This window comes from Ectobacillus sp. OTK (assembly GCF_059698935.1).
In genome coordinates, this window is record NZ_AP048547.1 from 2,119,199 (window position 1) to 2,136,896 (window position 17,698).

Annotated in this window: 16 protein-coding genes and 1 riboswitch; of the genes, 9 read left to right on the forward strand and 7 right to left on the reverse strand. The window is 41.2% G+C overall.

Annotation, left to right across the window (positions count from 1 at the left end; genetic code table 11):
• The first annotated feature begins 2 nt into the window (after window positions 1-2).
• Window positions 3-797, forward strand: a complete 795-nt coding sequence (locus AC6HZ4_RS10265; protein WP_497494879.1) for an endonuclease/exonuclease/phosphatase family protein — start codon at window positions 3-5, stop codon at window positions 795-797.
• Between the two features lie 59 nt (window positions 798-856).
• Here AC6HZ4_RS10265 and AC6HZ4_RS10270 read toward each other — a convergent pair whose 3' ends face one another.
• Window positions 857-1,147 (reverse strand): hypothetical protein, encoded by a 291-nt coding sequence (locus tag AC6HZ4_RS10270; RefSeq protein ID WP_497494880.1) that lies wholly within the window; start codon window positions 1,145-1,147, stop codon window positions 857-859.
• A 72-nt stretch (window positions 1,148-1,219) separates the two neighbouring features.
• On the reverse strand, window positions 1,220-2,143 hold the full coding sequence (locus AC6HZ4_RS10275; RefSeq protein ID WP_497494881.1) for a LysR family transcriptional regulator: 924 nt from the start codon (window positions 2,141-2,143) through the stop codon (window positions 1,220-1,222).
• 131 nt (window positions 2,144-2,274) lie between these two features.
• On the opposite strand from AC6HZ4_RS10275, the gene AC6HZ4_RS10280 reads away from it, so the two are divergent.
• Complete coding sequence (locus AC6HZ4_RS10280) at window positions 2,275-4,272, forward strand: YhgE/Pip family protein (protein WP_497494882.1); 1,998 nt, start codon at window positions 2,275-2,277, stop codon at window positions 4,270-4,272.
• A 94-nt stretch (window positions 4,273-4,366) separates the two neighbouring features.
• Here the strand turns inward: AC6HZ4_RS10280 and AC6HZ4_RS10285 are convergent, their stop codons facing one another.
• Window positions 4,367-5,065: a sensor histidine kinase gene (locus AC6HZ4_RS10285; protein WP_497494883.1), complete on the reverse strand. Its 699-nt coding sequence runs from the start codon at window positions 5,063-5,065 to the stop codon at window positions 4,367-4,369.
• A gap of 160 nt (window positions 5,066-5,225) precedes the next feature.
• On the opposite strand from AC6HZ4_RS10285, the gene AC6HZ4_RS10290 reads away from it, so the two are divergent.
• Complete coding sequence (locus AC6HZ4_RS10290; protein ID WP_497494884.1) at window positions 5,226-5,543, forward strand: magnetosome magnetite crystal formation protein family; 318 nt, start codon at window positions 5,226-5,228, stop codon at window positions 5,541-5,543.
• 93 nt (window positions 5,544-5,636) lie between these two features.
• On the opposite strand, the gene bluB is transcribed toward AC6HZ4_RS10290, so the two are convergent.
• Window positions 5,637-6,278: a 5,6-dimethylbenzimidazole synthase gene (gene bluB / locus AC6HZ4_RS10295; RefSeq protein ID WP_497494885.1), complete on the reverse strand. Its 642-nt coding sequence runs from the start codon at window positions 6,276-6,278 to the stop codon at window positions 5,637-5,639.
• Window positions 6,279-6,470: 192 nt separating this feature from the next.
• Window positions 6,471-6,616: riboswitch (cobalamin riboswitch) on the reverse strand.
• Between the two features lie 285 nt (window positions 6,617-6,901).
• On the opposite strand from bluB, the gene blaOXA reads away from it, so the two are divergent.
• The 5 genes from blaOXA to AC6HZ4_RS10320 all read left to right on the forward strand — a co-directional run bounded on the left by blaOXA (window position 6,902) and on the right by AC6HZ4_RS10320 (window position 13,036).
• Entirely contained in the window at window positions 6,902-7,705 is an 804-nt protein-coding gene (blaOXA, locus tag AC6HZ4_RS10300) for a class D beta-lactamase (RefSeq protein WP_497494886.1), read from the forward strand.
• A gap of 324 nt (window positions 7,706-8,029) precedes the next feature.
• A complete protein-coding gene (locus AC6HZ4_RS10305; RefSeq protein ID WP_497494887.1) occupies window positions 8,030-8,518 on the forward strand; it encodes a MarR family winged helix-turn-helix transcriptional regulator in 489 nt (162 codons plus the stop codon).
• Window positions 8,512-10,239 carry an ABC transporter ATP-binding protein gene (locus tag AC6HZ4_RS10310; RefSeq protein WP_497494888.1) on the forward strand — a complete coding sequence of 576 codons (1,728 nt, stop codon included), beginning with the start codon at window positions 8,512-8,514 and terminating at the stop codon, window positions 10,237-10,239. The genes AC6HZ4_RS10305 and AC6HZ4_RS10310 overlap by 7 nt, the downstream gene beginning before the upstream one ends.
• On the forward strand, window positions 10,236-12,122 hold the full coding sequence (locus tag AC6HZ4_RS10315; protein ID WP_497494889.1) for an ABC transporter ATP-binding protein: 1,887 nt from the start codon (window positions 10,236-10,238) through the stop codon (window positions 12,120-12,122). Before AC6HZ4_RS10310 ends, AC6HZ4_RS10315 begins: the two co-directional genes overlap by 4 nt.
• 149 nt (window positions 12,123-12,271) lie before the next feature.
• Entirely contained in the window at window positions 12,272-13,036 is a 765-nt protein-coding gene (locus AC6HZ4_RS10320; protein ID WP_497494890.1) for a MerR family transcriptional regulator, read from the forward strand.
• A gap of 129 nt (window positions 13,037-13,165) precedes the next feature.
• Here the strand turns inward: AC6HZ4_RS10320 and AC6HZ4_RS10325 are convergent, their stop codons facing one another.
• Window positions 13,166-14,404: a hypothetical protein gene (locus tag AC6HZ4_RS10325; protein WP_497494891.1), complete on the reverse strand. Its 1,239-nt coding sequence runs from the start codon at window positions 14,402-14,404 to the stop codon at window positions 13,166-13,168.
• Between the two features lie 383 nt (window positions 14,405-14,787).
• Between AC6HZ4_RS10325 and AC6HZ4_RS10330 the strand changes: the two genes are divergently transcribed.
• Window positions 14,788-15,954, forward strand: a complete 1,167-nt coding sequence (locus AC6HZ4_RS10330; RefSeq protein WP_497494892.1) for a glucose-1-phosphate adenylyltransferase — start codon at window positions 14,788-14,790, stop codon at window positions 15,952-15,954.
• Between the two features lie 38 nt (window positions 15,955-15,992).
• Here AC6HZ4_RS10330 and AC6HZ4_RS10335 read toward each other — a convergent pair whose 3' ends face one another.
• Window positions 15,993-16,583 (reverse strand): YiiX/YebB-like N1pC/P60 family cysteine hydrolase, encoded by a 591-nt coding sequence (locus AC6HZ4_RS10335; protein ID WP_497494893.1) that lies wholly within the window; start codon window positions 16,581-16,583, stop codon window positions 15,993-15,995.
• 278 nt (window positions 16,584-16,861) lie between these two features.
• Window positions 16,862-17,689 (reverse strand): alpha/beta fold hydrolase, encoded by an 828-nt coding sequence (locus AC6HZ4_RS10340; protein ID WP_497494894.1) that lies wholly within the window; start codon window positions 17,687-17,689, stop codon window positions 16,862-16,864.
• Window positions 17,690-17,698: the final 9 nt, after the last annotated feature.

Below are 17,698 nucleotides of genomic sequence, written 5' to 3' on the forward strand. Positions count from 1 at the left end.
GGATGAAATTATTAACGTTAAATTGTCATGCATGGCAGGAAGAGAACCAGCTCGAGAAAATTGAGGCTCTTGCGAAGGCTATTCAAGAAAACTCTTATGATGTGATTGCACTGCAGGAAGTAAGCCAGCCTATTGATGGACAAGTGATACGTGCAAATGTCAAAAGCGGTAATTATGTCATCGTTTTACTAGAGGAGCTGCAAAAGCTTGGTGTCACCGATTATGAGTATGTATGGGATCTTTCTCACTTCGGTTACAAGACATATGAAGAAGGGCTTGCAATTCTCACAAAGCACCCGATCGAAGGGACGCACTCATTTTTTGTTTCACAAAGTCAAGACATTACAAAGTGGAAAACAAGAAAGATTGTTGGCGCAAGCATACGTTATGAGAATGAGCTGATTTCCTTCTACTCCTGTCACCTTGGCTGGTGGCACGATGAAGAAGAACCGTTTGTGCACCAAGCAAAATCCCTCCTTGAGCATGTACAGGGGGAAGAAAGATTTTTCCTCATGGGAGATTTTAATAACCATGCAGGCGTAAAAGGCGAGGGGTATGAGTATCTTATGCAGCATAGTTTGTATGATACATATAGCCTTGCGAAGGAAAAGGATAGCGGTGTGACAGTACAAGGAAAGATTGCCGGCTGGGATCAGAATAAGCAGGATTTGCGAATTGATTTGATTTTGACGAATCAGCCTTGTCAGGTAGCGTATTCACAAGTGGTTTTTAATGGTATAAACCGACCAGTTGTATCGGACCATTTTGGGGTAGAGACTTTAGTGGATGAAGTATAGTGTATGATATTAAACAGGCTGTAGAGAGGATTTCTCTACAGCCTGTTTTTGATATTGCTTTAAAACGGATCATTATTCGTTCTCGTATAGGACGCAATTGCTTGATCCAGCGCATTATGGGCTTCTCCGAAGGCTGCGGATGAAGCAATGTCTCCAGCATTCTCCAGCTGGATCTTTGCATTTCTTGCTTGTGTCAAAGATCGAATGACATCTTCAATCATGGTGCCTTTATCGCCATACTGCTCCTTTGCTGATTGAAGCTGCTCGATGCAGCGATCTAAATCATGAGACTCTGGATGACTATATGCTTTTTCTAGTTCTTCTTTCACTTGCTGTAAAATTTCCTTCACGGTTACCCCTCATTTCTCAAGTAGTTGTCCATGAGGTATTCTGGCCAAGTTTATGTATGTTATGTATTGAATCTACACTTCACTTTGCTTGTTGTCAGTTAACTCTTCAAGCCGCTCAGAAATACTGGAAAAATAGGCAATCACGAATTGACGGAATTGCCGGGCTGCAGGGGATAGGTACCGTCTCTTCGACCAGCCTAGCCCAATCGTTCTTTGGCATGGCGGCTCTGTAATACGGAGCCGATGAGGGAAGGGATTGGTGTTATTGACCCATGAAATACCGGGAACGAAAGCGACTCCTAGTCCTTGCTGGACGAGCTCGCGTATCACGCCTGGTTCATCGCCTTCAAAGGCGATTTGCGGCAGAAATCCAGCTTCCTTGCAAAATTCGTCGGTCAAATTTCGAAATCCATATCCTGTATTCATACTAATAAAGAATTCATCCTTTACCTCATGAAGCGAGATTGCGCTCTTCTTTGCAAGCCGATGATCGGGCGGGACAATTAAAAAAATTTCTTCCGTTACTAATGGTTCCCATACAAGGTCAGGACCTTCAATCGAGACGGAGGAGATACAAAAGTCAATCTCCGCATTTTCGAGCTGCTGCTCCATAGAAGAAGTCGATTCTAAAAACTGTTGAAATCGAATGTTAGGATGCTGCTCCAAAAAAGCACTTAATAATTCAGGAAGTACTCTTGGTATTGACACAGCCAGCGTGATTGTGTTTTGATTGCGCTTAGCTAATTCTGAAAGCTCCCGTCTTCCTTCATTTAATTCCATAAACGCTCTGTTCACCCGATCTAAGAAAAGCTTGCCGAAAGCGTTCAGCCGAATTTGCCGGTTTTGCCGGTCAAACAAGGGAACACCAAGATCTTCTTCTAGGCGGGAGATCGTCTTGCTAAGGGAAGGCTGTGCAATTTGCAGTTCTTCGGCCGCCTTTGTCATATGCTCAAGCCGAGCAACAGTTTGAAAATATTGGAGTTGTAACAATTCCATTGTGCTTCTCCCTTTCTATATCTATAGCTTTAAAGTTATGCTTTTATAATGAAATATATATTATACATTATAATCTGAAGAATTTATGATAGAAAGGTGAATTTTGATATAAGTTAGGGGAAGGAGCAGCAATGAAAGGTATTCAATTAATTTCAAGAGACTTAAAGTTAATGTGGAAGCATAAGCATGGGAGAATTGCTTTGATCTTCCTGCTTATCGTTCCGCTCATTTACGCAGGTTTCTTTTTAGCTGGATATTGGAACCCGTATGGAAGACTGGATCAGCTTCCTGTTGCGGTGGTGAACTCGGATCAAGGCTCCATGATGGACGAGAAACCGATCCGTGCTGGAGATGACTTTGTGCAGGAGTTAAAGAAAAACAAGGAGTTAGATTTCCGGTTTGTTTCTTCGGCGGAGGCAAATAACGGATTAGCAGACGGAAAGTACTACATGGTCATTACGATCCCGAAAGACTTTTCGCAAAAGGTTGGTACGCTAATGGATGAGCATCCGCAGCCTGCGCAGCTTCTTTATAAAGTAAATCCGGGGAAAAACTATGTAGCGTCTCAAATTAGTACAACAGCGGTAGAGGAAATGAAAACAAAAATCGCAAACAGCATTACAAAGTCGTATGCTGACGGGGTATTTTCGAAATTTCAAGAGCTGGCGCAAGGCCTCGGAGATGCCAGTGTTGGTGCAGGAAAACTGAATGAAGGGACTACTGATGCGAAAAATGGAGCGGTCGAGCTGTTCAATGGAATTCAGAAGCTGCAGGGCGGGACAAAGCAGCTCAAAGCAGGAAGCGATCAGCTTGCAAGCAGCCAGCCAAAATTGGACCAAGGAATGCAAGGGATAAAGGAAGGATCGCATGCCTTATACCAAGGCATGGAACAGCTTTCCGGCGGTCATCAGAAGCTAGAAGCAGGAATGAATCAATTAACGCAAGGAACGAAAACATGGTCTGATGGAAATGCGAAGCTGGCTGAGGGACAGGTTCAGGCTGCTAGTGCGGCGAGCATGTTAAAGGAACAGCTGGAGAAATACATGAAGGAGCATCCAGAGGCTCAGCAGGATGCCGAGCTTCAGAAAATTGTTTCCATTTCCAATGGGCTGGCCGATGCGACAAGTAAATTAAGCAGCGGTCAAGCTCAGCTTGCGCAAGGGGCAAAGGAAATAGCTGAAGGGCAAGCGCGTATTGAAGCTGGCATGCAGCAATTCGGCAGCAAGATGAACGAAGCGGCCAACGGAGCGAAGCAACTGTCTGATGGAACAACGCAATTATCGGATGGCTTTACGAAGTGGAGTGAAGGATTCTCATCCTTGCATGCCGGCATTGCGGAGCTTGAAAACGGCGGCAATCAGTTAAGTAGTGGAGCGGGGAAATTGAACGATGGACTCAGCCAGCTGACAGATGGTTCAACGGAGCTGGCAATGAAATTAAGTGATGCAGCTCAGAAAACGTCTCAGCTTCATAATGATGACTCCTTAACATCGATGTTCTCAGAACCTGTGCAGCTCGTAAAATCAAATGTTTCCGATGTACCGAATTACGGTGTTGGAATTGCGCCGTATTTCCTTTCCTTGGCATTTTACGTAGGCGGAATTATGGCATCCAATATTCTTCCGCTTGGAAGAAGACAAGATCTTCAGGTGAACGGAACTGTCCATTTTGTGAATAAATTGGGCTTAGTTTACGCAGTCGGGCTCATCCAAGCATTGATTGTCGATATGGTTGTTTTGTTCGGCTTTGACTTGCATGTGGCAAGCGTACCGATGTTCATTCTATCAAGTGTAATCATTTCCTTTACGTTTATGACATTTATTTTCATGCTCGTAACGGTATTTGGAATTGTCGGCAAATTTGCGGCGGTCACATTGCTAGTTCTTCAATTGGCTACATGCGGAGGAACATTCCCAGGAGAATTAAGCACGCCGCTGCTTCGGACAATCGGACAATCCCTTCCAATGGCGCATTCACTGCGCGGATTGCAGGATGTAATTTCGTTAGGGGATTGGGAGCAGCTGCAAACGCAAGTTTGGATTTTGTTAGGATATCTCGTTTGTGCTGCTGGAATCGCTTGGATTACAAGTCATATTCAGCATGCAAAGACGCCTGCAGAGCATCATTAATCTGATGACGAAGCAAAAGGGGCTGATCTAAAAGTTATGTAACGGTACTTTTAGATCAGCTTCTTTTTTGTACTTAAAGGGATTTATGACATTACTAGACCTTCTGGATGGAATCATTGATAAATGGTAATTCCATTATAGCCTCTGTTCCTTCACCGAGCCGGCTATCTATCCAAATGAATCCTTCAAAATGATCCACAAGTTCCTTTACCATGTAAAGACCTATTCCTAAACCTTTCTTATGAGGATTGAATTTCCCGTATTTTTTAAATAGCTGCTTTTTTTGTTCTTCAGTCATTCCTATCCCTTGGTCTTTCACCTTGATGATAATCTTATCTTGAGCAGCTAAAACAGAAAGTGTAACAATTGATTGTTCATAACTGTATTTAATGGCATTGCTCAAGAGGTTCGATAAAATCAGTTTTAAACCGATCTTATTCGTATACGTCTTTTCACTGCCGTTTAAGTCCAAGGTATGTTGAAGTTTGAGATTTTGTGTACGTGCTTTAATAGTCATACATTCACTGACCTCTCGAATCACAGGTAACGGCTTAATAATTTCTTTTTTCCAAAGAAAATCATTGGAAAGCATTTGCTCTGTATGAATAATATGATTCATTTCATTGTCAATCACATCTACATAATCCCTTATATCTCTAATTTTACTGAGATTCTCTTCACTCGAATCCATTTCCTGATCCAACATTATGGAGCAGTATGCTTTAATTACAGTAAGCGGATTCCGCACTTCGTGAGATACGACATGCACAAAATCTAGTTTTTGCTTGTACAAATCCAGTTCTGATTGCATTTTAGTTTGGACAGAAAGAGAGGGGAAAATCACCCAGTGATTGACGAAAAATCAGTCTTAGGTCTTATGAACTTGAGATGTGAACTGGTGTATAATGGCAATACAGTATAACAAAATATAAACAAAAAGGAGTTCATTACAAATGGAACAGAAGGGACTTAAGATCCTTGTTCATGCGAGTACGTGGTTTGCACCTGTGTTAGTTCCCATTATCGTATATTTTCTCACATCAAATCGAGAGGTGAAAAGCTTGTCGCTGCAGGCATTGGTCTTTCATCTTGTCATCGGTGTCTTAATTTCGATTTCGATATTCTTCTCATGGATATTGATTGGCATACCGTTTCTTATCGTGTTCGGACTCATGGCGTTAATTGCTCCGATTATCGGCATCATCCGTGCGCTGGATGACCGTCCATTCCGCTATCCGATTATTGGCTCTTGGTTTGCATCATACAAATAGAAGAAATCGGGTATCTCCAGCCTTGAGATACCCGATTTTTTCTTGAGAATATAAGAAAGTATAACTTTTGGAACCGTATCCGCTTTTCGTGCTTTACTGTCCCCATTTTTCATGAAATATCAGCTTTTCTAATGCCCGTCTTTTCTCCCAGTTCGCTGTTTCTAAAATAGGGGCTGTAGGGTATGTGTCTGTATATCCGATGGAAACTAAGGCTACTGGATCAATATGAGGGGGAATTTCTAAAATATCCCGAATATCTGACTTTTTATAAAAGCTCACCCAGCCCATTGCCAATCCTTCAGCGCAGGCTGCCAGCCACATATTTTGAATAGCGCAAGCGGTTGACATGATGTCGGTTTCGGGAATCGAATTGCGGCCGAGTACATGTGAGCCGCCCCGAGAAGGATCGCATGTAACACAGATCGTTAAAGGAGCCTCTTTCATTCCCTCAATCTTAAGGTTTAAAAATTTTGCTGCCCGCTCATCTTGTTCATAATGGATCGCGAGCGCCCGCCTTTCTTTATCTGCAGCCCAAGCTAAGCGGTTTTTTATTTCATCTGATTCAATTAAAATAAAATTCCAAGGCTGCATAAATCCAACAGAAGGTGCATGATGCGCAGCTTCTAATATACGTGCTACTGCTTCTTGCGGTACCGCGTCAGGGAGAAAGCTTCGAATATCTCTTCTTGTTTCTATTACTTTATAAATCGCATCTCTTTCTTCATGAGTAAACAAAGTATAAACACCACCTAATCTTGTTTTATTTTTCAATGTACAAGCTTCTTATATTAGCTTATGTGCTTTTCTTACATAAAAGGATTATGTAATACAAAAAACCTTAACGATTGGAGCTAAGGTTTTCGAATAAGCATACTGATAGAATGCATGAAATTCTATCAGCATGCTTATAAAATCCCTTTCTTCCTGCCGAAGAAATTGGAATTATCAGATCTCCTTGCCCGGTTGTCTTCCTTTCCGGGCAACTCTATTTCAATATTCCCAGCAGCGGGGACTATGTTGGATTTCCGCCAGCTTCCCTATTATATATCGTAACATATTCTGTCTTGAGTGCTTTTATATTTTTATTCATTTCATTCTATCAAAAATGCAAAGAATCCCCTTCTTTAAAAGTGACAGCTTTAGGCGGGGCGGTGAATGTGCTTCAGACAAGGTATGCCGTGTAGTGCAATAATTTAAACGAACACTGCAGGCTAGTGCTAAAATGCATGTAAAAATAATTGAATATTAAGACTATATAGAAGGGAAATCTATCCATTCAAAGGTTTGCAATGTATAATACAGAATGTAAAATAATTACTATTTATGAAGATTATGTTTTTAATAGGGAGGCTGTAAAAATGAAGAGTGTTAAGGCTGCTGTCACTTTATTATTCTTAGTTGTGCTAGCTTTCATAGGAACGACCCCGGTCACAGAAGCAGAACAGGAGCAAACAAAGGAACTGAAAATTGAAGAGCTTTTTAACGGAAAAGAGGGCACGATGGTGCTCAAAAATCTCAAAAAGGATAAAGTTTATGTGTATAACAAAGAGAGAAGCTCCAAAAGGTTCACTCCCGAATCTACCTTTAAAGTACCGAATGCCTTAATTGGGCTGCAAACAGCAGCTGTAAGAGATGAGTATGAAGTCAAACGCTGGGATGGAGTGGTAAGAGAGTTCGAAAGCTGGAACCGTGATCACTCATTAGCTTCTGCTATGAGGGAGTCTGCTATTTGGTTTTATCAGGATATGGCAAGGGACATTGGAGAAACAAGAATGCAAGAGAATGTTAGAATACTAGAATATGGGAATCAAGATATAACGGGCGGAATCGATTCATTTTGGCTGGACAGCAGCCTGAAAATTTCAGCGCTTGAGCAAATAAACTTTATGGAAAGATTAGTCAAGGAAGAGCTTCCGTTTGAAGAAAAACATCAAAAAACGGTTAAACGGATGATGATACAGGATGAAAAGGATGGCTACACGCTTCATGGAAAAACCGGGACAAGGCTTTCGGATCTTGGGCTGGGATGGTATGTTGGTTTCGTTGATACAAAAAAGGATACCTGGGTGTTTGCTGTGAATATCAACGGCACTGGAACGCAAGCAAAAAATATTACACTTGAAACATTAAAGCAGATGGACATTATCGAAGCGGGGAAATAGAATCCTAGGACATCTAGTTTGAATATTTTGGGGTCTGGTCTATTATAATGTTTTTCCATAGTCATTGATTGCGTTTATTGAAGTAACTAAAGCCAAATTTCTCAGTGCTGTAAGCCGGAAATTTGGCTGTTTCTTATTTAGATTTCCTTATCGTTTTAAATCTGTATTTTCCTGGAACTGCAGGAATGCTGGAAAGGCAAACAGTCAAAATATATTGTCGTTATTTCTCGCTTTACATATTTTGGATAACAGATATATAATTAGTCAATAAAGTTAATTTTCCGTTTTAGAACAGTTTAAAAACGAACACGAAGGGGGGACATTATGAGCCAGAATAACCCGCAATTAGAGCAAACCATTAAAGTGCTGCGATCCTTTTGGAGGATTCAACGGCGTTTTGGGCGATGGGGGCAGGCGAGCATCAAAAACAGCGGCCTAAGCATGCCGCAGTTTTTGATTTTGCAAACCATTCTTCCCTCGCAAGTGATTTCGCAAAAGCATCTAGGTGAGCGGCTGCTGTTTCCGAAAAGCACGCTGAGTGCAAGTATCGATGGATTAGTGACACTGGGCTTTTTGAAACGGAGCATCCCCGAAGAAAATCGCCGTGAGGTACAGCTTGAGTTAACAGAGGCCGGCATGAGGCAAATCCAACTGATGTATGACGATCCAAGTGGAGTATATCAAAAAATGATGGGTGTCCTATCGCAATTGCCAGAGGAATCCATCAGCACATTATTAGGAATCCATCAGCGAATGTATGAGCTGATGACAGAAGCAGAAACGATAGAGAACGGAGAGGATAACCGTTGTTAAAACTATTTCGTCATTTACAGCCGTTTGCCGGGATGATTGCGGGAGTACTTGTGCTCGTCTTTATCCAGTCCATGTCTGACCTCTATTTGCCGACATTAATGTCAGATATTATTGATACCGGTGTTGTAAAAGGAGATACGAACTATATTTTAAAAATTGGCGCCTTTATGCTTCTTATTGCGGCTGTTGGAGCGGTTTGTTCCGTGTTTGCCAGCTATTTCTCTTCGAAAGCTGCAATGGGGTTCGGCAAACAGCTGCGCAAGCGAGTTTTTTCACGTGTTGAGGAATTTTCACTTCAGGAGTTTGATCAGGTGGGAACTGCTTCTCTTATTACCCGAACGACCAATGATATTACGCAAGTTCAGCAAGTGCTTGTCATGCTCATGCGGATGGTGCTCAGTGCACCGATTATGTTTATTGGCGGAGTGATTATGGCGGTAACAAAGGATGCAAAGCTGTCGCTTGTTATTGTAGCGATTATCCCGATTTTGGCTCTGACGATTTTCTCCGTTATGTACAAAGGGCTCCCGCTTTTTAAAGTGATGCAAACCAAGCTTGATGTACTCAATTTAATTCTGCGTGAAGGCCTAATGGGAGTTCGGGTTGTGCGAGCCTTTAATCGCGATCCGTACGAGCAAAAGCGTTTTGAAAAAGCAAATTATGATTTCATGAGTGTTTCCATTCGAGTTAATAAAATTATGGCATTTATGATGCCGGCAATGATGTTAATTTTCAATTTAACAACGGTCGCCATTCTCTGGTTTGGCGGGCTCCGCATTGATACCGGCAATATGCAGGTTGGCGATTTAATGGCGTTTATGCAGTATGTGATCCAAATTATGTTCGCGCTCATTATGGCTTCGATGATGTTTGTGATGGTGCCTCGCGCTGCCGCATCAGCAGCACGCATCAACGAAGTGCTTGAAATGGAGCCGAGTATTGTCGATGCAGATGTTACAACAACAGTTGATGAAAACCGAGGTGATCTCGAATTTGACCGCGTTACATTCCGCTACCCTGGTGCACAAATGCCGGCGTTATCAGATATTTCATTTTGCGCAAAGCCTGGCCAAGTAACGGCTATTATCGGCGGGACAGGGGCTGGTAAGTCCACGCTTGTGAACTTAATTCCGCGTTTTTATGATATTGACGCAGGGGAGATTCGTATAGGCGGTGTGAATATCCAGCAAATGAAGCAGTCGGAGCTGCGATCTAAAATTGGTTTTGTTCCGCAAAAAGCAGTGCTATTTTCAGGAAGCATTCGTGAAAATATTCGCTACGGCAAGGAGGATGCAACAGACGAGGAAATTGCGCATGCTGCGCAAATTGCACAGGCCGCCGGTTTTATTGAACAAATGGAGGCTGGCTATGAATCTATTATTGCGCAGGGCGGCACAAACCTCTCAGGAGGTCAAAAGCAGCGTTTGTCGATTGCACGGGCCCTTGTTCGCAAGTCGAAGCTATACATTTTTGATGACAGCTTTTCAGCGCTTGATTTTAAAACGGACGCAAAACTGCGCAGCGCCTTAAAGACGGAAACAGCTGATGCGACAGTATTAATTGTTGCCCAGCGTGTAAGCACTGTACTACATGCCGATCAAATTATCGTGTTAGATGAAGGCGAAATAGAAGATATCGGCACACATGAACAATTGCTCGAACGATGTGCGGTATATCGTGAAATCGTTGCATCCCAATTGTCAGAGGAGGAAAGCGCATGAGTACGTCAGACAAACATCCGCGCCCAGGCGGCCATCCGGGCGGCGGTTTTAGGCCAGGCTTTGGACCCGGCGGCAATATGATGGTGCAAGGCGCTAAAGTCAAAGATTTTAAAGGAACGCTTCGCCGCTTGCTTACATATTTGAGGCCGCGGCAGCTGCACTTGATAGTCGTATTCCTCACGGCGATCCTTAGCACGATTTTTTTAATTGTTGGTCCGAAGCTTATGGGAAATGTCACGACAAAATTATTTGAAGGCGCTATGATGAAATGGAAAGGGCTCCCGGGTGCAGCCATTGATTTTGATTACATTCAAAGTGTGCTGCTCCTATTAGTTGGACTGTATATTATCAGTTCGCTATTTAGCTACCTGCAGCAATATATTATGTCCGATGTTTCGCAAAAGGTTGTGTACGATTTACGGACGGAGGTCAGTGAAAAGCTATCACGGCTGCCGCTGAAATACTATGATGAACACCCTCATGGCGACACGCTGAGCCGGGTAACGAATGATATTGATACGATTGGCAGCACACTTCAGCAAAGCATTACACAATTTATTACATCAATTGTGACGATTATCGGAATTATCATTATGATGTTAACCATTAGTCCGATGCTTACTTTAATCAGTATTGCGTCTATTGTACTCTCCGTTTTCGTCCTAAAACCGATTATGATGCGTTCACAAAAGTACTTTGCCAATCAACAGAAATCACTGGGACAATTAAATGGGCATATTGAAGAGATGTATACTGGACATCAGATTATCAAGGCGTTTGGACATGAGGAAAAGGTGAAAGCGACCTTCGATGAGATCAATGACAAACTATATGATGCCGGCTGGCGTGCTCAATTTATCTCTGGCATCATCATGCCGTTTATGATGTTTGTCAGCAACCTCGGATATGTATTAATCTGTATTGTCGGCGGAATTTACGTGACAAAGGGCTTCATCGCAATTGGCGATATTCAAGCATTTATTCAATACTCCAGACAGTTTTCGCAGCCGATTACCCAAACAGCAAACATCGCCAATATTATTCAATCGACCATTGCCGCGGCAGAGCGTGTCTTTGAATTGCTTGATGAACAAGAGGAGGTAAAGGAAGCAGCGAATCCTACAAATATGCCGGCAGTGAAAGGGCATGTAGTATTTGAGCATGTGGACTTTGGCTATAAAGGGGATGCATTGCTTATTGAAGATATGAATCTCGATGTAAAGCCGGGTCAAATTGTAGCAATTGTAGGTCCGACCGGTGCCGGCAAAACAACACTCATCAATTTACTCATGCGCTTTTACGAGTTAAAGGGCGGTGCTATTGCGATTGATGGTGTAGACACGCGCAATTTATCACGCGAAAACCTGCGGTCAATGTTTGGAATGGTGCTGCAGGATACTTGGCTGTTTAACGGCAGCATTCGAGAGAATATTGCGTACGGCCGCCTCGGTGCAACAGATACGGAGATACAAGAGGCAGCAAAAGCGGCGTATGCCGATCATTTCATTCGGACGCTGCCAAATGGCTACGATACTGTGCTCAATGAAGATGCATCCAATATTTCGCAAGGGCAGCGACAATTGCTTACAATTGCTCGAGCCATTTTGGCAGACCCTGCAATTATGATTTTAGACGAGGCAACAAGCAGCGTTGACACCCGGACAGAAGTGCATATTCAAAAAGCAATGACCAGACTCATGCAAGGACGTACGAGCTTTGTCATTGCTCATCGTCTATCCACGATTAAGGATGCAGACCTAATTTTAGTAATGAATCAAGGCACTGTCATTGAGCAGGGAAATCATCATGAGCTGCTAGCGCAGAACGGATTTTATGCGGACTTGTATAACAGTCAGTTTGGTGAAGAAGAGGCTGCTGTATAAGAAATAAGGGACTGATGTAAAGAATATAGGATATATCCTTTACATCAGTCTTATTTGTTTTTGGCTCATTTTCTAAAATTATTTTTCAAAAACCTATTCACCTTGACGTTACGTCAAGGTATATAGTGTTGATAACAGGAGGTGAGAAGATGGAATACACAGTGCAAAGATTAGGCCAAATCGCGGGTGTGAGTACGAGGACGCTGCGATATTACGATGAAATCGGGATTCTAAAGCCGGCAAGAATCAATTCATCGGGATACCGCATTTATGGGGAGGCAGAGGTCGATCGGCTCCAGCAAATCCTGTTTTACAGAGAGCTGGGTGTCAGTTTGGAAAATATCAAAAAGATCGTAACGTCTCCATCCTTTGATAGCACCCGTGCACTGAAAGAACATCGTGAGCAGCTCCTGGAAAAACGAGCGCAATTAGATCGGTTAATTGCAAACGTTGATAAAACGATAGCCGCAGCGGAAGGAGGAGCGACTATGAGTGACAAGGAAAAGTTTGAAGGCTTTAAGCAAAAAATGATTGATGACAATGAAAGGAAATATGGGAAAGAGATTCGAGCAAAATATGGGGATGAGCAAGTTGACAAATCAAATCAAAAGTTAAAAGAAATGACAGAGGAGCAGTATGCAAAAGTAGAAAAATTGGCTGCTGATGTCATGGCTGCACTAAGCGAGGCGTTTGCAACGGGCGACCCTGCGGGAGAATTAGCGCAAAAAGCGGCAGATTTACATCGCCAATGGCTCAGCTGCTACTGGGACAGCTACACGAAGGAAGCACATGCAGCTCTTGCGCAAATGTATGTAGATGATGAGCGATTTACAGCGTACTATGATAAAAACCAACCTGGAACAGCCGTATTTTTACGGGATGCGATTCACATTTATACAGGTATGAAAAAATAAAAGGAAGTCGTAGTGTAAAGTAAGAAATAGGCGGAGAGAGGAGCTTCCTCTCTCCGCCTATTCAAATAAAAATTTTCACTGTAATCTTTAAGGACATCTTGCACCATTCATTCTAGAGAAACTATATATTCAATGTGTCTTTTTTGCCTTAAACGTGGCGTGTAAAATATTATCAAATTTGATTTTGCTGACTGTATCTTTAAGGTGATAAAGTCCAGCCCAGTACAGAGAAATGACAGCAGTTCCCCACATCTTCTCATCTCTTAATAGCCTAGCGATAGTACCTGGATTTAAATCAATTATTATAAAATCATCAAGTTCATTTGATCCATGTATTCCTGTAGTAATATGGTGTTTAAATTCTTCTCCAGTTAATGGAGTAGAAATTGTTCCTAGAATGTTCCATTGATAATAATCCATGTCTACACCAATTCCTAGAAATTTTATCATCTCCTCGGTTACTGTAAGCCCTAATTCTTGTTTTGCGCCCCTAATCGCAGATTTATATATATCTATTCGTTTCGTTAGCGGATTTATATCTTCGTTAGGGTCTATAGCTTCAACAATGCTTACATCTATTTCGTTCGGTCTTATCCCAGTGTCAGATTTTCTTCTGGTTAGGATCAATTTATTATCTTTGGTCACTACAGTTAGAACAACTCCGACACCATTTGCTAGTACGCCATGTGGTTCTTTAATATTAGGAATAGCATGTATGTATTTCTCTCTAACGGTTTGGTTACTATCAGGCAGTTGTTTGTCAATACTCCCAATTGTAGCTTGAAAATTATAGTAATCTGATAGCTTGAAATTTAGTACAATATACATATCTTCAACGAAATCAGTTTTATTAATAGAAACTGCCTTTAGAGAAACTTGATTTGTATTATACATATGCTTTAAGCCTTTTGCCTTTTTCTCTGTTTCCCGTTTTTCGATAGCTTGACGCAGCTCATATAAATCCTGAGGTAATTCTAGCATAGTATTATCAAAGGTGATAACTATATCATTTTTATCATAGGCATGTTCACCAGTTCCGTCACATATGATAAAAGATGTTTTTTTATTACCAATTGAAAAATTTTTCGAAATTGGTTCGAGGAATGCTTCTGTTTGTTTACTTTGGCTGGACTTGTTGCGGTATGTATTATTAAAAGTACCATAGATAGACTTTATCATTGGGATAATGTATCTATTTAGCAAATTTATTTCAAAATGCTCCATCATAAACTTGTTTAAGAACATAAGTATTAGGATACCTAAAAGTAAGTATCGTAAAATAGGATGCAGACTGAGGATATAGCTTATTAAATCTCCGATAATCGGTATCCCGCTAAATTCCTGAATTAACTTATTAATACTCTCCAAACTTTATATCACCCGCTGCTTTCTCATCAAATTTCCTTTAGCTGCCGTAGTTGGCATAAATAATTTTTCAGCCAATCATAAAAATTTTCAACTGGACAAGAGTTTAGACTATAGATCAAACAATACTTGTTTCAACAAAATGTACTTCTCCTTCCTTAATAATGCTAAACATTTACGTATAAATCGTGATTTTATTTCTACACTCCCATACTATCATTGACCGCCCGCTAGTGAAATACCATTCTTACATAATAAATTATAGATATTACTTCCTCAATATAAAAAAGATTTATAAAATAGTCACAATTTCGAAACATAAAACTTTATTTTGATGCTTATTTTGTAATTATATAATCATTCATACTTTATAAGGAGATGATACCTTGGCAAAAAAACAATGCATCGCCATGTTATTAGCAGGCGGCAGGGGCTCGCGCTTGAAAACATTAACCCAAGACATCGCAAAGCCGGCTGTGCCGTTTGGCGGAAAATATAGAATCATTGATTTTGCTTTAAGCAATTGCAAGAACTCAAACATCAACACAGTGGGAGTCCTCACTCAATATCAGCCTCATGCACTGCAAAACTATATAGGAAATGGATACCATTGGGATTTAGACAGAAAAGATGGTGGATTGTCCATTTTACCTCCCTTCCAATGTCAGGATCGAGCAAGATGGTATGAAGGAACCGCAAATGCTGTTTTTCATAATCGCAAATATATCGAGGAACAGGATCCTGAGCATATCTTAATTATTTCAGGCGATCACATCTACAAAATGAATTATAATGAGATGCTTGAGCAGCATATCCAAACAAACGCCGATGCTACCATTTCTGTCGTAAACGTTCCTTGGAGCGAGGCGAGCCGTTTTGGAATCTTAACAAGTGATGCAGATAGCAGGATTATAGAATTCGAAGAAAAACCAGCTAATCCAAAATCCAATCAAGCATCCATGGGAATCTATATCTTTAAACGGGAGGCTTTACAAACGTTTTTAGAACAGGACAGCTATTTAGATGCCCCGGTCGATTTTGGGAAGGATATTATCCCTGCCATGATTGAGGCATCTATGAATATATTTGCATTTCAATTTAAAGGATATTGGAGAGATGTAGGTACCCTGCAAAGCTATTGGCAATCTAATATAGATCTGTTATCAGAAGAAAAGAATATTTTTTTATGCTACACGAATTGGAATATCTATACGAGGGAACAAAATTATCCTCCATTATTTCTAAGTGAAACAGGGAGCATTATGCGTTCGTTAGTTAGTGAAGGCTGTAACATTGCCGGGAAAGTACAAAACTCTGTTCTTTCTTGCGGGATAAGAGTCGGTAAGCATTCTGTTATAAAGGATTGCGTGATCCTTCCGAACGCAGTCGTAGGAGATCATGTATATATCGAAGGAGCTGTCATTGGAAGCAATGTTACAATTGAGGATGGAACAGTAGTGAAATCTCATTCCTCGAAACAAGGGATTGTACTGATAGATTATAGACCATCAGCCTCCGATGAAGCTTATAAACGGCAGGCAAACATTATTTAATAAAAAAATAGCTCCTAATTGTTGAGGAGCTGTTTTTGCTATGGATATATTTGAAATAACGGCTTTACATTAGGGTCTGCGGCAATATGTTCAGGATAAATGAATCCAGTGGAAGAATGCGGAAGCTCAATTCCTATTTCTTTAAAACAAACATCAACAAATTCAGAACAAATATACGTGTCATTATCTATGTGTTTCGCTGCGCCTAAAATGATACGTAAGAGAATTTTTATGATTTCTCCCTTGTCATAACTGAGGTTTAGTAAATCCACTGCTTTTCCAAGCATTTTATTGATGCTTGTCTGGTCAAATTCGGGAGCCTCTAATGACTGATGCCGGCCTAAATAGAGTGTTCCGTCATAGGGCTTTTTGCTGTTTTCGTAGTTATAGAGATAATGAGAAAGCGGAACAATTCTTACACCATCGTCTTCTACACTTTCCATCACAAGAATACGCTCATTCCAAATGAAGATGAAACCAACATGACTAAACATAGAATGAGAAAACTGTTTGATTAATTTACTAATGATATAATTACCGCTGCAAAAAAGGATATCTCCCGTTTTGATATATGTTCTTGCATTTTTATAGGAGAGCTTTTTTAGATTATGAAATTCTGTTGTGCTCATGATACTCCTCGTTTTTACCTGTTTTGAAATTAGTTATCCTAAAACTGTATGTTGAATGTAAATCCCCCTTTTCATTTATGAGAAAGGGGGGAATGCCTCAAGAATTGGAGGCTTGTTCGGATGTTGCTATTATGCAGGATGGAGAGGGTTGTACAAGTAAAGCAAAACATACATCTCTCTCATATATGATATTCAAAGCTGTACGCTATGGTATGGGTATATATAAATTTATACATAATCAAAAAGCCTGCGTCGATTAAAGGCGCAGGCTGCATAAGTTAACTAATAAAACAAACAAGCTCATGATTAAACCGCTTTAGCTCACAATAGAATAGTCCATGACCGCTATGCTGAAAGGGGATCAGCTCCGAGTCTTTGATTCCAGCATGCATCAATTTTGCTAGCTCAAATGGACAAATTTTATCCTGTACACCATGGAGAATTCCTGTAGGGACATGAATTTTACCTAAATCCTCCCGTAAATCCTCATCTCGGAGGGAAATGGCGCACATTGCTGTGGCGTGACCATCAGCTTCTAGCCCTAACCCATGAAACCAGTTCTTAAAACGCTCCGTTAGGTAACATGCAAAAAACATATCCCCGAAGTCCTCCAGCATTTTAGGACGGTCTGTGTACGTACTGTCGATTAATGCATTCACTGCTTCTTTTGGTAAGCCATACGGGAAATCTGGCCGCTTGGTAAAACAAGGTGCCGCAGCCCCCAAAAGCACTAATTTCGATACGTTATGTCCCGCATGCCTTGCCATATACCGTACGGAAATGGCTCCTCCCATCGAGTGCCCAACAAGGATGAAGTCCTTTAATTGCAGCGTATCTACAACCATACGGATGTCATCTGCCAATCGGTCGTATGAATATCCCTCCCATGGGCGATCTGATTTCCCGAATCCGCGTAAATCAACCCCAATACAACGGAAGCCCATCTTCGGAAGTTCGTTGTACTGATATTCAAACATTTTATGGTTGGCCGGCCATCCGTGTATAAATAGGACTGGCTTTCCATCTCTAGGACCGATATCCTCAACAAAAAGATTAACAGTCCGCTCAATATTGCCGCTTTGTTCAACTGTAATGTAGTAGCCCATCTGTAATCC

What these genes read in the sequence shown, in the direction of transcription:
- AC6HZ4_RS10265 (WP_497494879.1), top strand. Translation starts at nt 3, where the DNA reads ATGAAATTATTAACGTTAAATTGTCATGCATGGCAGGAAGAGAACCAG.
- AC6HZ4_RS10275 (WP_497494881.1), bottom strand. Translation starts at nt 2,143, where the DNA reads ATGGAATTGTTACAACTCCAATATTTTCAAACTGTTGCTCGGCTTGAG.
- AC6HZ4_RS10280 (WP_497494882.1), top strand. Translation starts at nt 2,275, where the DNA reads ATGAAAGGTATTCAATTAATTTCAAGAGACTTAAAGTTAATGTGGAAG.
- AC6HZ4_RS10290 (WP_497494884.1), top strand. Translation starts at nt 5,226, where the DNA reads ATGGAACAGAAGGGACTTAAGATCCTTGTTCATGCGAGTACGTGGTTT.
- blaOXA (WP_497494886.1), top strand. Translation starts at nt 6,902, where the DNA reads ATGAAGAGTGTTAAGGCTGCTGTCACTTTATTATTCTTAGTTGTGCTA.
- AC6HZ4_RS10305 (WP_497494887.1), top strand. Translation starts at nt 8,030, where the DNA reads ATGAGCCAGAATAACCCGCAATTAGAGCAAACCATTAAAGTGCTGCGA.
- AC6HZ4_RS10315 (WP_497494889.1), top strand. Translation starts at nt 10,236, where the DNA reads ATGAGTACGTCAGACAAACATCCGCGCCCAGGCGGCCATCCGGGCGGC.
- AC6HZ4_RS10320 (WP_497494890.1), top strand. Translation starts at nt 12,272, where the DNA reads ATGGAATACACAGTGCAAAGATTAGGCCAAATCGCGGGTGTGAGTACG.
- AC6HZ4_RS10335 (WP_497494893.1), bottom strand. Translation starts at nt 16,583, where the DNA reads ATGAGCACAACAGAATTTCATAATCTAAAAAAGCTCTCCTATAAAAAT.
- AC6HZ4_RS10340 (WP_497494894.1), bottom strand. Translation starts at nt 17,689, where the DNA reads ATGGGCTACTACATTACAGTTGAACAAAGCGGCAATATTGAGCGGACT.